Below are 14,493 nucleotides of genomic sequence, written 5' to 3' on the forward strand. Positions count from 1 at the left end.
ACATACGCACCGTGGCTGTCGCCGTCGCGGTGACGACCGCTGCCACGGGCCTGGCCGGTACGGCCTTCGCGGCTCCTTCCACGGGGGTGGAGCGGTCCGCCGCCTCCGCCGCCCCGAGCGCCACGGTGGTGGTGGAGGCGGCGCGCACCGCGGCCTTCGCGCACGCCTCGGCGACCGGTGTCTCCCAGGGCGACGACCTGCACGCGCAGGACGTCATGATCGACCCCGAGGGTGCCCGGCACGTCCGTTTCGTCCGCACCCACGACGACCTGCCGGTGCTCGGTGGCGACCTCGTCGTCCACCTCGACCGCCGGCTCGGCTACACGGGTGTGACCCGCGCCGCCGACCACGCCGTCAAGCCGGCCGCCGCCAAGGCCAAGCTGACCGCGGGCCAGGCCGCCGCCAAGGCCGCCCAGGCCGCGAAGGGCGACGCCGGCAGCGCGCGGCTCGTCGTCGACGCCCGCGGCGGTGCCTCCGCACTCGCCTACCAGGTCACCGTCACCGGCAAGGACAGCGCCCGCACGGTCGTCGTGGACGCGGTCACCGGCAAGGTGCGCAGCAACACCCCGACCAGGGACGAGTTCCTGTCGCCGAAGCTGCTCGACGCCCTGCGCGAGCGCGGCGAGACCCTCGACCCGGCCACCGGCACCGGCTCCGGCGCCGCCGTCTCCGGCCTGGTCGGCTCCCGCGGCGCCGGCGCCGCGGCCTACCCGTCGGCCGCCAAGGGCACCGGCAAGACCCTCTTCGTGGGCACCGTCGGTCTGACCACCACGCAGACGTCGCGCGGCCACTACCAGCTCAAGGACCCGAACCGGTACGGCACCGAGACGCGGGACGCCAAGGGCTCGTACACGGAGAAGTTCAGCGCCGGTACGAAGCTCACCAACACCACCAACGTGTGGGGCAACGGCGCGACCACCAGCCGGGTCAGCGCCGCCGCGGACGCCCAGTACGGCATCACCAAGACGCTGGACTTCTACAAGGCCACGTTCCAGCGCAAGGGCATCGCCAACAACAGCAAGCCCGCGCAGGGGATGGTCCACTGGGGCAAGCAGGTCGCCAACGCCTTCTGGGACCCGACCTGCAACTGCATGCTGTACGGCGACGGCGACGGCCAGATGTTCAAGAAGCCGCTCGTCGTGCTCGACGTCACGGGACACGAGCTGACCCACGGCGTGGTGGAGGCGACCGCCAACCTCCAGCCGACCTTCGTCGACTCCGACGGCAACCAGTACGGCGAGCCGGGCTCGCTGAACGAGTCGCTCGCGGACATCTTCGGCTCGAACGTCGAGTTCTACGCCAAGAACACGAAGGACACGCCGGACTACCTGGTCGGCGAGAAGCTGGGCCTCGCGCAGAAGTTCCTGCGCCGCCTGGACCACCCGTCCCTCGACAAGCTCGAAGGCACGATCGACTACTGGTCGGCGGACACCTACTACACCGAGGTGCACGCCGGTTCGGGTGTCTCCTCGCACGCCTACTACCTCCTTGCCGAGGGCAGCGGCAAGAAGACGATCAACGGCGTCAACTACAACTCGCCGACGTACCACAGCATCGCGGTCAAGGGCATCGGCCGTACCAAGGCGACGGCCATCTACTACCGCGCACTGACCCGGTACATGGTCTCCACGACCGACTTCCACCAGGCGCGCACCGCGACGCTGAAGGCGGCCAAGGACCTGTACGGCGCGAACAGCACCGAGTACAAGACCGTGGACAAGTCGTGGGCCGCGGTCAACGTCACCGCCGCCAACACGCCGAGCGTCCGTCACTGACGGACACCGGACCACACCGGCACCACCGGATGCCCCGCCCCGTGCGGGGCATCCGCGTGTCCGGGGCCGTTTCAGCCCCAACAGCCCCCGCAACAACCGCTGTTTCTTTTATTGACAGCGGAAAATAAGAGCCCTAGGTTCCCGTGCCATGCGCTCGACCCCGCGCGCCGAGACCTTCCCGGCGCAGACGCCCGCCGCTGCCCAGGTCTTCACGACGGTCCTGTCCCACGGCCCCCTGACCCGCCTGGAGGCGGGCCGCCGGGCCGGGCTGTCCCCGGCCGCGGTGACCAAGGCGGTACGGCCCCTGCTGGCGGCGGGATACCTGGTGGAGGGCGGTGACCCGGCCGGGGGCGCCGGCTCGGGGGAGGGCCCGGTGGCAGAGGCCCGCCCGGTTCTCGGCCGGCCCGCCGGCCTGGTCCGGGTCAACGGCGAACGCGCCCTGTTCATCGGGGTGAAGGCGACCGGGGACGAGCTGATCGCCGTCCTGACCGACCTGTGCTGCCGGGTCCGCCTGGCCTGCCGCACCCCCCTGCCCGACCGGGCCGCCGGGCCCGCGCTGGCGTCGATCGCGGACCTGGTCCACGAACTCCTCGCCCACGCCGCCGAGTCGGGCGCGCCGGTGGCCGGCCTCGGTATCGCCGTGTCCGGCGACGTCGACCGCGCCGAGGGAGCCGTACGCTACTCGCCGTTCCTGGACTGGCGGGACGTGCCGCTGGCCGCACTCGCCGCCACCGCCTGCGGACTGCCGGTCACCGTCGACAACGATGTCCGTGCGCTGACCGTCGCCGAGCAGTGGTTCGGCGCCGGAGCGGGGCTCAGCGACTTCGCCGTGGTGACCGTCGGCGCCGGCATCGGCTGCGGACTCGTGGTCCACGGCCGGGTGGTGGCCGGCGCCCACGGGGTGGCCGGCGAGATCGGGCACCTCGTCGTCGACCCCGCCGGGCCCCCGTGCCACTGCGGCAACCGAGGCTGCGTGGAGGCGATCGCCGGGGACGCCGCGATCGTCGCCCGGATGCGCGAGGTGACCGGGCACCAGGTCCCCGACCGCGCCGCCGCCGTGGCCCTCGCCCACCAGGACCTGCCCGGCGCGCGCGAGGTGTACGCGCGGGCGGGCGAGGCCATCGGCCGGGGCATCGCCACCGTCGCCAATCTGCTCGGCCCCGAACGCGTGATCATCTCCGGTGAGGGGCTCGCCGCCTACGACCTCTTCGCCGAACAGATCCGGGAGGCGTTCACCACGGCCGCCTTCGGGTCCGCCGCCCGGTGCGACGTACAGACCCGCCCGCTCCCCTTCGAGGAGTGGGCGCGGGGCGCGGCCGCCGTCGCGATCCAGACCTTCATCACCGACAACCCCGCCCGCGGAAAGGGCTGAGCCGCCCCGACCCGAACCCACCCAGGAGGCAGACCCATGCGGTCACCCTCGTCGTCCGTCCTGCCCGCTCGCGGGCTCACAGCCGCCGTCGTCCTCGCCCTCACCGCGGGCCTCGCGACGGCCGTCCCGGCCACCGCCCACGCCGACACCGCACCCGTCCCGGCCGCCAAGCCCTACATGGGCTGGTCCAGTTGGAGCATGCAGTCGTCCAAGTACCCGGGCCTCAACCCGGACGGCGACTTCAGCTATCTGACCGAGGCGAACGTCCTCAAGCAGGCCGACGCCCTCGCCGCCAGGCTCAAGCCGTACGGCTACACCTACGTCAACATCGACTCCGGCTGGTGGCGGGACAAGGACTGGAAACCGCAGTTCGACGCCTACGCACGCCAGCAGGCCGACCCGGCCCGCTTCCCGCACGGCATGAAGGCGGTGGCCGACCACATCCACGGCCTCGGCCTCAAGGCCGGTATCTACCTGCCCGTCGGCCTGGAGAAGGAGGCGTACGGCGACGGCAAGGTGCCCGTCCGGTACGCCGAGGGCTGCACCACCGCCGACATCGTCTACGGCGACCTGCGCACCACCAACGGCTGGGACAGCGCCTACAAACTCGACTTCGACAAGCCCTGCACCCAGAAGTACGTCGACTCCCAGGCGCAGTTGATCGCCTCCTGGGGCTACGACTTCCTCAAACTCGACGGCGTCGGGCCCGGCTCCTTCAAGAGCGGCGAGAACTACGACAACGTCGCCGACGTCGCGGCCTGGCAGAAGGCGATCGCCGCCACCGGCCGCCCCGTCCACCTGGAGATCTCCTGGTCCCTGGACATCGGCCACGCCGCCGACTGGAAGAAGTACTCCAACGGCTGGCGCGTCGACACCGACGTCGAGTGCTACTGCAACACCCTCGTCAGCTGGGAGAACTCGGTGGACGACCGCTTCACCGACACCCCCGGCTGGACGAGGCACGCGGGCCCCGGCGGCTGGAACGACCTGGACTCCCTCGACGTCGGCAACGGCGCCATGGACGGTCTGACCAAGGCAGAACGGCAGACCTACGCCACCCTGTGGGCCATCGCCAAGTCCCCGCTCTACACCGGCGACGACCTGACGAAGCTCGACGACTACGGCGTGAAGCTCCTCACCAACCGTGAGGTCATCGCCGTCGACCAGGGCGACCTTCCGCCCGCCCGGCCGGTCACCCCCTCCGACCCCCAGCAGGTGTGGGCCGCGAAGAACCCCAACGGCACCTACACCGTCGCCCTGTTCAACCTCGCCGACGCCCCCGCCGCCGTCACCGCCGACTTCTCCTCCCTCGGCTTCACCGGCAAGGCGTCCGTCCGCGACCTGTGGAACCACGAGAACCTCGGCTCCTACAAGAACAGGATCACCGAGGCCCTGCCGGCCCACGGCTCCCGGCTGTTCACCGTCACCCCGCGCGGCAGCGCCCTCACCACCACCGGCTACGAGGCCGAGGCCGGCGCCAACACCCTCGGCGGCCGGGCCTCCGTGGCCGACTGCTCCGCCTGCTCCGGCGGCAAGAAGGTCGGCGACCTCTACGTCGGCGGCACCCTCCGCTTCCACGACGTGGTCGTGGACCGCCCCGGCACCTACCTGATCAAGGTGGCCTATGTCAGCGGCGACCCCCGCCCGGTGAACGTCTCCGCCAACTCCGGCGCCGCCACCCGCCACAGCTTCCCCTCCACCGGCGACTGGGGGACCGTCGAGACGGTCAGCGTCCCCGTCACCCTCAAGGCCGGCAGCAACACCGTCACCTTCGACAGCGGTTCGGACTACGCCCCGGACATCGACCGCATCGACGTCCCCTCGTCCCCGCGCTGACGCCACGGAAGTTCGGAGCCCGCCGTGATACCCACCCCGCCCAGCAGACGCGGCTTCCTCGCGCTCGCCGCGGCCACCGGAGCCCTCGCCTCACTGCCCGCCTTCACCGCCACCGCCGCACCGCGCCGGCCCACCGCGGTGCCCTCCGCCGACGCCCGCCACCGGCTGTGGTGGCGGGCCCCCGCCGACGAGCACTCGCTCATCGAGCAGGGCCTGCCCGTCGGCAACGGCCGCCTCGGCGCCCTCGCCACCAACGACCCCGGCCGGGAGGTGCTCCTCGTCACCGACGTCACGATGTGGACCGGCGGCCTCAACGACACCCTCGACGCCGACGGCCAGTTCCCCTACGGACGCGACGACTTCGGCTCCCTCACCCTCCTCGCCCGGCTCACCGTCGACATCCCCGACCACGACCTGTCCGCCGTCACCGGCTACCGCCGCACCCTCGACCTCGCCCAGGGCGTGGTCACCACCTCCTACGTCCGCTCCGGCGTCACCTACCGGCGGCAGATGTTCGCCAGCCACCCCGACGACGTCATCGTGCTGCACTTCGGCCAGAGCGGCGGCGGCCGGTACACCGGCACGATCACGCTCGACGGCACCCACGGCGAGAACGGCACGGCGGACTCCTTCGCCGGCGCCTTCCCCGGCGGCCTGCGCTACGGCGCCGCCGTCGAGGCGCGCGGCGACGGCGGCACCGTCCGCACGACCGGCTCGCGCCTGGAGTTCACCGGCTGCCGCGAACTGACCGTCGTGCTCAGCGGCGGCACCAACTACACCCCTGACGCCGCCGCCCACTACCGCGACCCCGGCCTGGACCCCCGGGCACTGGCCCGCACCAAGGTCCGTACCGCCGCACGGCACTCCGCCGGCACCCTGCTGCGCACCCACGTCGCCGACCACCGCGCCCTGTTCGACCGGTTCGGGCTCTCCCTCGGCACCTCCTCCGCCGAACAGCGCGCCCTGGACACCTGGGAGCGGATCCAGGCCCGCGCCCGCGACGACGTGCCCGACCCCGAACTGGAAGCGGCCTACGTCCACTTCGGCCGGTACCTGATGATCGCCGGCTCCCGGGACAGCCTGCCGCTCGGCCTCCAGGGCCCCTGGCTCGACGGCAACGACCCGGACTGGATGGGCGACTACCACACCGACATCAACCTCCAGATGAACTACTGGATGGCCGACCGGGCCGGCCTGTCGTCCTGCTTCGACGCGTTCACCGACTACTGCGTCTCCCAGCTCCCCTCCTGGACCGACCTCACCCGAAGGCTCTTCAACGACCCCCGCAACCGCTACCGCAACTCCAGCGGCGAGAACGCCGGCTGGACCCTCGCCATCTCCACCAACCCCTTCGGCGGCGGAGGCTGGTGGTGGCACCCGGCCGGGAACGCCTGGCTGTGCAACTCCCTGTTCGAGCACTACGAGTACACGCGGTCCCGCTCCCACCTGGAGAAGATCTACCCGCTGCTCAAGGGCGCCTGCGAGTTCTGGGAGGCCCGGCTGCTCACCACCACGCTGCCCGACAACGGCCGCGAGGTGCTGATCGCCGACAGCGACTGGTCCCCCGAGCAGGGCCCGCTCGACGCCAAGGGCATCACCTACGCCCAGGAACTGGTGTGGGCCCTCTTCGGCAACTACCGCACCGCGGCGCGTGAGCTGGGCCGGGACGCCGGGTACGCGCGCACCGTCGGCGCCCTGCGCGACAAGCTGTACCTGCCCGTGGTGAGCCCCAAGACCGGCCGGCTGGAGGAGTGGATGTCGCCGGACGACCTCGGCGAGACCACCCACCGGCACCTCTCCCCGCTCGTCGGCCTGTTCCCCGGCGACCGCATCCGGCCCGACGGCTCCACCCCCGCCGACATCGTCACCGGCGCCACCGCCCTGCTCACCGCGCGCGGCATGAACAGCTTCGGCTGGGCCAACGCCTGGCGCGCCCTGTGCTGGGCCCGGCTGAAGAACGCCGACAAGGCCTACCAGCTCGTCGTCACCAACCTGCGCCCCTCCACCGGCGGCGGCAACGGCACCGCGCCCAACCTCTTCGACATCTACGAGGTCGAGCGGGGCCGGGGCATCTTCCAGATCGACGCCAACTTCGGCACCCCGGCCGCCGTGGCCGAGATGCTGCTCTACTCCCGCCCCGGGCACCTGGAACTGCTGCCGGCCCTCCCGGACGCCTGGGCCGCGGCCGGCTCGCTCACCGGTGCCGGGGCCCGCGGCGGCTTCCTCGTCGACCTTCGGTGGCGGGACGGGAAACCCACCGAGGTACGGCTGCACAGCGTCGGCGGCACCACGACCTCCGTGGGACACGCGGGGACGTTCCGCACGGTCCGGGTCCGGCCCGGCGAGACCGTCACGCTCCGGGACCTCGACCGGTGAGCGCCCGCCCCGCACGCCGCCGGCGCGTCCTCGCGGTCCTGCTCACCGCCGCCGCCCTCCAGACCGCGCCCGCCGCCCGGGCCGCCACCCCGCCCGGGTCGGCCGCCCTGCCCGAGTCGACCACCCGGGCCACCGGAGTGGTCACCTGGGCGGCGAGCGCCGACCGCATGGGCGAGGGCACGGCCGGCCAGGGCTACCGGCTCGTCGTCCACACCAGCGTCGGCGGCAGCGACCTCCGCGTCCGCTTCACCAACGCCTTCGGCGACCGGCCGCTGACCCTGGACGGCGTCCACGCGGGAGTGCGTGCCCAGGGCGCCGCCCTGCGGCCGGGCAGCAACCGGCCGCTCACCTTCGGCGGCGCCCGCACGGTCACCGTCCCGGCCGGGGCCGTCGCCTGGAGCGACCCGCTGCCCGGCCGGATCGCCGCCGGCACCGACCTGGTCGTCAGTCTGCGCACCCCGGACGCGGCCGGCCCGGCCACCGGTCACGGGATGGCGATGCAGACGTCGTACACCGGACCGGGCGAGTACACCGCCGAGGAGAGCGGGACGCACTGGACGCGGACCACCGGGTCCTGGTGGTACGTCGACTCGGTCGCCGTACGGCCCTCCCGGGCGGCCGGCGGTGCCGTGGTCGCGCTCGGCGACTCCATCACCGACGGCTGGCAGTCCACCACCGACCTGAACCGGCGCTGGCCCGACTACCTCGCCCGGCGCCTGAACGCGGCCGGCGGACCCGTCCAGGGCGTGGCCAACGAGGGCATCTCGGGCAACAAGGTCCTCACCGACGGCGCCGGGCAGGCCGCGCCGCACCGGCTGGACCGGGACGTGCTGTCCCAGCCCGGGGCGCGCACGGTCTTCCTCTTCGAGGGCGTGAACGACATCAAGGCCCACACCGGGGTCACCGCCGACGATCTGATCGCCGGTTACCGGGAGATCGCCCGGCGGGTGCACGCGGCCGGCACGTGCGTGGTCGCCGCCACCGTCGGACCGTTCAAGGGCTGGCCGGAATGGGACCCGGCCGGCGAAGCCGTACGGCAGGAGGTGAACCGGTACCTGCGCGGCAGCGACGACTTCGACGCCGTCACCGACTTCGACCGCGTGCTGCGCAGCCCGTACGACCCCGAGCGCATGCTGCCGTTCCTCGACGGCGGCGACCACCTGCACCCCAACGACAAGGGCATGCAGGCCATGGCCGACGCCGTCGACCTGGACAGCCTCGACTGCGCCCGCTGAGGGCCGCGCCCGGGACGCGCGACGGCCGGGCCGGGGGCGACCCCGGCCCGGCCGTCGCGTTCCTCAGCGCAGTGTCCGCGCCCAGTCCGCCGGCACCCGGCCCGCCGGGCCCGGCACCGGCTGGTCGGCGGGATGGGAGTCCGGGGGAGCGAGCGTGGGCCCGGAGCCGTACAGCTGGTCCGTGCTGAAGTCCCAGAACCAGTCCTCGCCCGGCTCGAAGCTCTGGATGATCGGGTGTCCCGTCTCGCGGTAGTGGGCGGTGGCGTGCTTCGAGGGGGAGTCGTCGCAGCAACCGACGTGCCCGCACTGAGCGCACCGGCGGAGGTGGAACCACCAGCCACCCGCCTCCTCGCACTCCACGCAGCCCGTGCCGCTGGGCGGGACGCTGGGGTCGATTCCCTCGATGTCGTTCATACCGGCTCCTCGTCGGGCGTCTCGGCGGTCAGGGGGAGCAGCACCTGGAAGCGGGTGTCGCCGGGGACCGACTCCACCCGCAGGGCGCCGTGGTGCTTGTTGACGACGATCCGCCAGGAGATGTCCAGGCCGAGCCCGGTGCCCTCGCCGACCGGTTTGGTGGTGAAGAACGGGTCGAAGATCCGGTCCCTGATCTCCGGCGGCACACCGGGACCGGTGTCCCGGAACTCGACCAGCAACTGCTCGTTGTGGAGCGCCGTGCGCACGGTCAGCGTGCCCTGGCCGCCCGCGCTGTTCATGGCCGAGACGGCGTTGTCCACCAGGTTGGTCCACACCTGGTTCAGCTCGGCCGGGTAGGCGGGCACCGGCGGGAGCGTGCGGTCGTACTCCTTGACGACCTCGATGCCCCGCCCGATCTTCCCGGAGAGCATCAGCAGCGTGCTGTCGAGGAGTTCGTGCACGTCCACCACCCGGTACGGCGCCCGGTCGAGCTGCGAGTACTGCTTGGCCGCGTCGACGAGGTGCGAGATGCGGGTGGTGGAGTCCTCGATCTCGTTCATCAACAGCTCGGTCTCGATGGTGTAGTTGAGCCAGCCGACCGCGTTCGGCAGGATCTCCTGGTCCACCGCCGCCGCGACCTGCTCCAGCCAGTCCACGTCGACCCCGGCCTGCACGAAGGTGGGCGCCAGCTGCCAGGCCTGCTCGACGCCGTGGTCCTCCAGCCAGTCGGTGAGCGTGTCCTCCCGGTCGCTGGCCTCCAGCGGGCTGAGCGCCGGGGCCTTCGCCACCCGCTCCGCGGTGCGCTCCTGGATCTCGACCAGGCGCGCCAGCACATCGCGGGAGAACGGGCCCTCGGCGATCAGGCCGAGCTTGCGCCGCATCTTCGCGACCCGCTCCCGCAGGGTCGCGGTGGCCCGGACCGCCGCCGCGGCGGGGTTGTTCAGCTCGTGCGTGAGCCCCGCCGACAGCGAGCCCAGTGCCAGCAGCCGCTCCCGCTGCCCGATCATCGCCTGGGTGTTCTTCGTCCCGAAGAACAGGCCCTCCAGCAGGTGCACGGCCATCGGGAACCACTCGCGCACGACGTCCGCGAAGACCTCCGCCGGCAGCACGAAGAACCGCGTCGGCTCGGTGACCCGCATGGAGTTGTTGTAGACCTGCGGGACCCGGTCGCCGAGGTACGCCTGCATAGCGCCCCCGTACACCCCGGGCTGCGAGGTCCGGATGACCTCCACGTCGTCACCGCCGACCCGGCGGGACAGGACGACCGCCCCCTCGATCATCACGTAGAAGCAGATGGCCGGGTCGCCCTCGGCGTAGACCGGGCCGGGCTGGAACAGCTCCACCCGCCCCTGGGCGCACAGCCGGCCCAGCTGCTCGTCGCTGAGCTTCTCGAAGAGGAACAGCGAGCCGACCTCCTGCGGGCTGCACGCCACGACCTGCCCGCTCACGACTGCTCCAGGTACCGGTGGACGAGCATCACGGCCATGGCTCCCTCTCCGACGGCGGACGCGACCCGCTTGGCGGACTCGGAGCGCGCGTCACCCGCCACGAACACCCCGGGGATGCTGGTCTCCAGGTGGTACGGCGGCCGGTCCAGCTCCCAGCCGGCCGGTGGCCGCCCGTCGGCGGTCAGGTCGGGCCCGGCCAGGATGAACCCGCGCCGGTCGCGCAGCACCGCCTCGCCCAGCCAGTCGGTCAGCGGGGCGGCGCCGATGAACACGAACATCCACTGCGCGTCGACCCGCTCCGTCTCCCCGGTCACCGTGTTCCGCAGCGTCAGCTGCTCCAGGTGCTCGGCGCCGTGCGCCTCCTCGACGACCGTGTGGCAGCGCACCGAGATGTTCGGGGCCTCGCCGATCTGCTGGATCAGATAGTGCGACATGGACGCCGACAGGTCCGGGCCGCGCACCAGCAGCGTCACCGACTTCGCGCCCCGGGACAGGTACATGGCCGCCTGGCCCGCGGAGTTGGCGCCGCCGACGATGTACACGTCCTGGCCCTGGCAGGAGGCGGCCTCGGTCAGCGCCGAGCCGTAGAACACCCCGCAGCCGGTCAGGTCGGTGCAGCCCGCCGCCTCAAGCTGGCGGTACTGCACCCCGGTCGCGAGGATCACGCTGTGCGCGGCGATCGCCGAGCCGTCCGCGAACCGTACGACGCGCGCGGCGCCGTTGACCTCCAGGCCCGTCACCTCACGGGCGGTCAGCATCTCGGCGCCGAACTTGGCGGCCTGCCGCCGTGCCCGGTCGGTGAGCTGGGCGCCGGAGACCCCGTCGGGGAAGCCGAGGTAGTTCTCGATCCGGGAGCTCTGCCCGGCCTGCCCCCCGGTCGCCGAGCGCTCCACCAGCACGGTTCGCAGGCCCTCGGAGGCCCCGTACACGGCCGCGCCGAGCCCGGCCGGGCCGCCGCCGATCACGATGAGGTCGTAGAAGTCGGCCGTCGGTGTCGTCGCCAGGCCCACGTGCGCGGCCAGCTCGGGCGCCTCGGGTTCCACCAGGACCGTGCAGTCCGGGGTGATCACCAGCGGCAGCCGCTGCCCGTCCTGCCCGGCCGCCGCCAGCAGCCGCTGCCCCTCCGGCTCCTCCACCGAGTACCAGCGGTAGGGCACCTGGTTGCGGGCCAGGAACTCCCGCACGTCCGAGGAGCGCGCCGACCAGCGGTGCCCGACGACCTTGGTGCTGGGCACCGGCTTGTAGGCGCTGTTGCGCCACGCGTCCAGCAGATCGTCCAGGACCGGGTAGAGCTTCTCCTCCGGCGGGTCCCAGGGCTTGAGCAGGTAGTGGTCCAGGTCGACCACGTTGATCGCGTCGATCGCCGCGTTGGTGTCCGCGTACGCGGTCAGCAGCACCCGGCGCGCCCCCGGGTACACGTCGAGCGCCTGCTCCAGGAACTCGATGCCGTTCATCTGCGGCATGCGGTAGTCGGCCAGGATCACCGCGACGAGGTCGCCGCGCAGCTTCAGCTCGCGCAGTGCGTCCAGCGCGGACTCGCCGGACTCCGCGCGCACGATCCGGTACGACTCGCCGTAGCGCCGTCTGAGATCGCGGGCGACGGCACGGGAGACCCCCGGGTCGTCGTCCACGGTCAGGATGACGGTCCGCGCGGTGTCGGCGGCCTGTGCCATACGTCTCCCACCCGAGTGTCGGATCCCCCCCGGCCGGTGTCATGCGGACACCGCACCGGTTCCAGGCCATCGTAGGGTCGGTGCGCCCGGACGCGCTTGTCCGACGGAGACCGGTACTTGCCTGACAGTGACCATCCAGCGCGCCCGCCGCCCGGGGGACCGGTGCGGCGGTTCGTGAAAGAGATCATCATGACCGTGCGCACCGGCGCCCGACAGCGGGCACCCGGAACCCGAGGACACGACGACGAGGAGGCCCACGGATGACACGCCCGATCACGGCAGGGGTGGACGGTACGGCGGAGAGCCTGGCCGCGCTGGACTGGGCGGCCCGGGAGGCCGTCCGCCGCGGGCTGCCGCTGCGGGTGGTCCATGCCTGGCGGTACGCCGAGGCGCTCGCCACCGCCGACCGGGACACCCAGCACGGGTGGGTGTCGGAGGCCGCCGCGCAGGCCGTGCGCACCGTCTCCGAGCGGCACCCCGAGCTGACGGTGAGCACCGACGTGGTGGAGGGCGCGGCGGCGCACGCGCTGGCCGGCGCGGCGGCCGACGCCGAGATGCTGGTGCTCGGCTCGCGCGGCCACGGACCCGTCGTCGGGTTCCTGCTGGGCTCGGTCGGCCAGCAGGTGATCGCGGAGGCGACCCGGCCCGTGGTCCTGGTGCGCGCCGAGGACCAGCCCGCGGCGGAGGCGGCCGGCCGGGACGTCGTGGTCGGCCAGCACGGCGGCCCCGAGGACAGCGCGGCGGCGCTGCGGTTCGCGTTCGAGACGGCGGCGGCCCGTGGCGCCGCCGTCCGTGCCGTCCGGGCCTGGACCCTGCCGCCGGTCTTCGCCTACAGCCCCGGTTCGCTCAAGCTGCTGGACGACGCGGGCGGTCTCGAACCGTACGAGAAGCAGGCGCTGGCCGATGCCCTGCGGCCCTGGCGGGAGCGGTTCCCCGAGGTGCCCGTGGCCGAGCACGTCGAGATGGGCAGCGCCGCCCAGGTGCTGCTGTCGATGACCGGCCGGGCCCAGCTGATGGTCGTCGGACGCCGGGCGCGCCGTACGGCCGTCGGCGCCCGGATCGGTTCGGTCGCGCACGGGGTGCTGCACCACGCCGACTGCCCGGTGGCCGTGGTCCCGCACGAGTGACCTACTCCGGGTCGGCCGTCTCCAGGCCGGCCCGGGCCTTGGGCAGGACGTTGTCGATGTAGTCCTTGACGGCGGTGTCGAGACCTATGTCGTGCTGCGCGCGCTCGGACAGGTACCAGCGGTGTTCGAGGAGCTCGTGGTAGATCTCGGCGGGGTCCATGGAGCCGCGCAGCTCCGGCGGCACCGCCCGCACCGTCGGCCGGAACACGTCCCGCACCCAGCGGTGGGCGAGCACCTCCGGGCGGGCGGCGAGGGGATCGCCGGGCGCGTAGTCGTCCTGGGTGGCCATCCAGCTCTCCAGGTCGTTCAGCAGCCGCCGGGCCTGGTTCTCCTCGGCGTCCAGACCGGTCAGCCGGAGCAGCTGCCGCTGGTGGTGCCCGGCGTCGACGACCTTGGGCACGAAGGTGACGGTGTCGCCGTTGGAGGAGTGCTCGATCTGCATCTCGGCGACGTCGAAGCCGAGGTCGTTCAGGCGGCGGATCCGGCGCTCGATGTAGTGGTACTTGCCCGCCGGGTAGACCGAGGTGCGGGTCAGCTCCTGCCACAGGCCGTGGTAGCGGGTGCAGATCTCGTGGCCGAACTCGACCGGGTCGACGGACGGGTGCAGCGCGCCGGACGCCTCCAGGTCCAGCAGTTCCCCGCTGATGTTCACGCGGGCCAGGTCCAGGTCGTAGTCGCGTTGTCCGGGGCTGAGCCGGGGGTGCAGGTCGCCGGTCTCGGCGTCGACCAGATAGGCCGCGTAGGCGCCCGCGTCCCGCCGGAACAGGGTGTTGGACAGCGAGCAGTCGCCCCAGGCGAACCCCGCCAGGTGGAGGCGGACCAGCAGCACGGCGAGGGCGTCCATGAGCCGGTGCATGGTCGCCGGGCGCATGGTCGTCTCGAACATCGACCGGTACGGCATCGAGCCGCGCAGGTGCCGGGTGACGAGCACCGGCTCCAGCGGGGCGCCGGCGGGGTCGGTGCGGCCGGTGACCACGGCGAGCGGGTCGACGGCGGGGATGCCGAGCCGGTCCAGGTCGCGCAGGAGCTCGTACTCGCGCAGCGCGGGCCGTTCGGCCAGTTCCTTGACGGCGATCACCTCGTCGCCGGCGTGGGCGTAGCGCACCACGTGCCGGGAGATGCCGCGGGGGAGCGGCACGAGGTACTCCTCGGGCCACTCCTCCAGCGGGGTGTCCCAGGGGAGCGCGAGCAGGAGCGCGGGGTGCTCCGGGTTCGTGGCGCTGATCTGCAAGGCCAT

At 72.8% G+C, this 14,493-nt stretch carries 10 protein-coding genes; 6 read left to right on the top strand and 4 right to left on the bottom strand.

From position 1 onward, the window contains the following. Positions 1 to 11: 11 nt before the first annotated feature. The 5 genes from IE294_RS16285 to IE294_RS16305 all read left to right on the top strand — a co-directional run bounded on the left by IE294_RS16285 (position 12) and on the right by IE294_RS16305 (position 8,594). The gene (locus tag IE294_RS16285) at positions 12 to 1,775 is read left to right on the top strand and encodes a M4 family metallopeptidase (RefSeq protein ID WP_229917180.1); all 1,764 of its coding nucleotides are present in this window, start codon (positions 12 to 14) and stop codon (positions 1,773 to 1,775) included. A gap of 148 nt (positions 1,776 to 1,923) precedes the next feature. After that, complete coding sequence (locus tag IE294_RS16290) at positions 1,924 to 3,147, top strand: ROK family transcriptional regulator (protein ID WP_189886614.1); 1,224 nt, start codon at positions 1,924 to 1,926, stop codon at positions 3,145 to 3,147. 36 nt (positions 3,148 to 3,183) lie between these two features. Then, positions 3,184 to 4,983 (top strand): alpha-galactosidase D, encoded by a 1,800-nt coding sequence (locus IE294_RS16295; RefSeq protein ID WP_189886616.1) that lies wholly within the window; start codon positions 3,184 to 3,186, stop codon positions 4,981 to 4,983. Positions 4,984 to 5,007: 24 nt separating this feature from the next. After that, positions 5,008 to 7,359: a glycosyl hydrolase family 95 catalytic domain-containing protein gene (locus IE294_RS16300; RefSeq protein WP_189886618.1), complete on the top strand. Its 2,352-nt coding sequence runs from the start codon at positions 5,008 to 5,010 to the stop codon at positions 7,357 to 7,359. Further along, complete coding sequence (locus tag IE294_RS16305) at positions 7,356 to 8,594, top strand: SGNH/GDSL hydrolase family protein (protein WP_189886620.1); 1,239 nt, start codon at positions 7,356 to 7,358, stop codon at positions 8,592 to 8,594. The genes IE294_RS16300 and IE294_RS16305 overlap by 4 nt, the downstream gene beginning before the upstream one ends. A gap of 63 nt (positions 8,595 to 8,657) precedes the next feature. Here the strand turns inward: IE294_RS16305 and IE294_RS16310 are convergent, their stop codons facing one another. From IE294_RS16310 to IE294_RS16320, 3 genes are read right to left on the bottom strand one after another with little or no spacing between them, the layout of a single operon-like run. Continuing rightward, positions 8,658 to 9,008 (bottom strand): UBP-type zinc finger domain-containing protein, encoded by a 351-nt coding sequence (locus IE294_RS16310; protein WP_189886622.1) that lies wholly within the window; start codon positions 9,006 to 9,008, stop codon positions 8,658 to 8,660. Further along, positions 9,005 to 10,456, bottom strand: coding sequence for an ATP-binding protein (locus IE294_RS16315; protein ID WP_189886625.1), 1,452 nt, complete (start codon positions 10,454 to 10,456; stop codon positions 9,005 to 9,007). The genes IE294_RS16310 and IE294_RS16315 overlap by 4 nt, the downstream gene beginning before the upstream one ends. Continuing rightward, complete coding sequence (locus IE294_RS16320; protein WP_189886627.1) at positions 10,453 to 12,129, bottom strand: NAD(P)/FAD-dependent oxidoreductase; 1,677 nt, start codon at positions 12,127 to 12,129, stop codon at positions 10,453 to 10,455. The genes IE294_RS16315 and IE294_RS16320 overlap by 4 nt, the downstream gene beginning before the upstream one ends. A 260-nt stretch (positions 12,130 to 12,389) precedes the next feature. Between IE294_RS16320 and IE294_RS16325 the strand changes: the two genes are divergently transcribed. Further along, positions 12,390 to 13,256, top strand: a complete 867-nt coding sequence (locus IE294_RS16325; RefSeq protein ID WP_189886629.1) for a universal stress protein — start codon at positions 12,390 to 12,392, stop codon at positions 13,254 to 13,256. Position 13,257: 1 nt separating this feature from the next. Here IE294_RS16325 and IE294_RS16330 read toward each other — a convergent pair whose 3' ends face one another. After that, the gene (locus IE294_RS16330) at positions 13,258 to 14,493 is read right to left on the bottom strand and encodes a DUF4032 domain-containing protein (RefSeq protein ID WP_189886631.1); all 1,236 of its coding nucleotides are present in this window, start codon (positions 14,491 to 14,493) and stop codon (positions 13,258 to 13,260) included.

Source organism: Streptomyces canarius, from assembly GCF_014650735.1.
Taxonomy (GTDB): domain Bacteria; phylum Actinomycetota; class Actinomycetes; order Streptomycetales; family Streptomycetaceae; genus Streptomyces; species Streptomyces olivaceoviridis.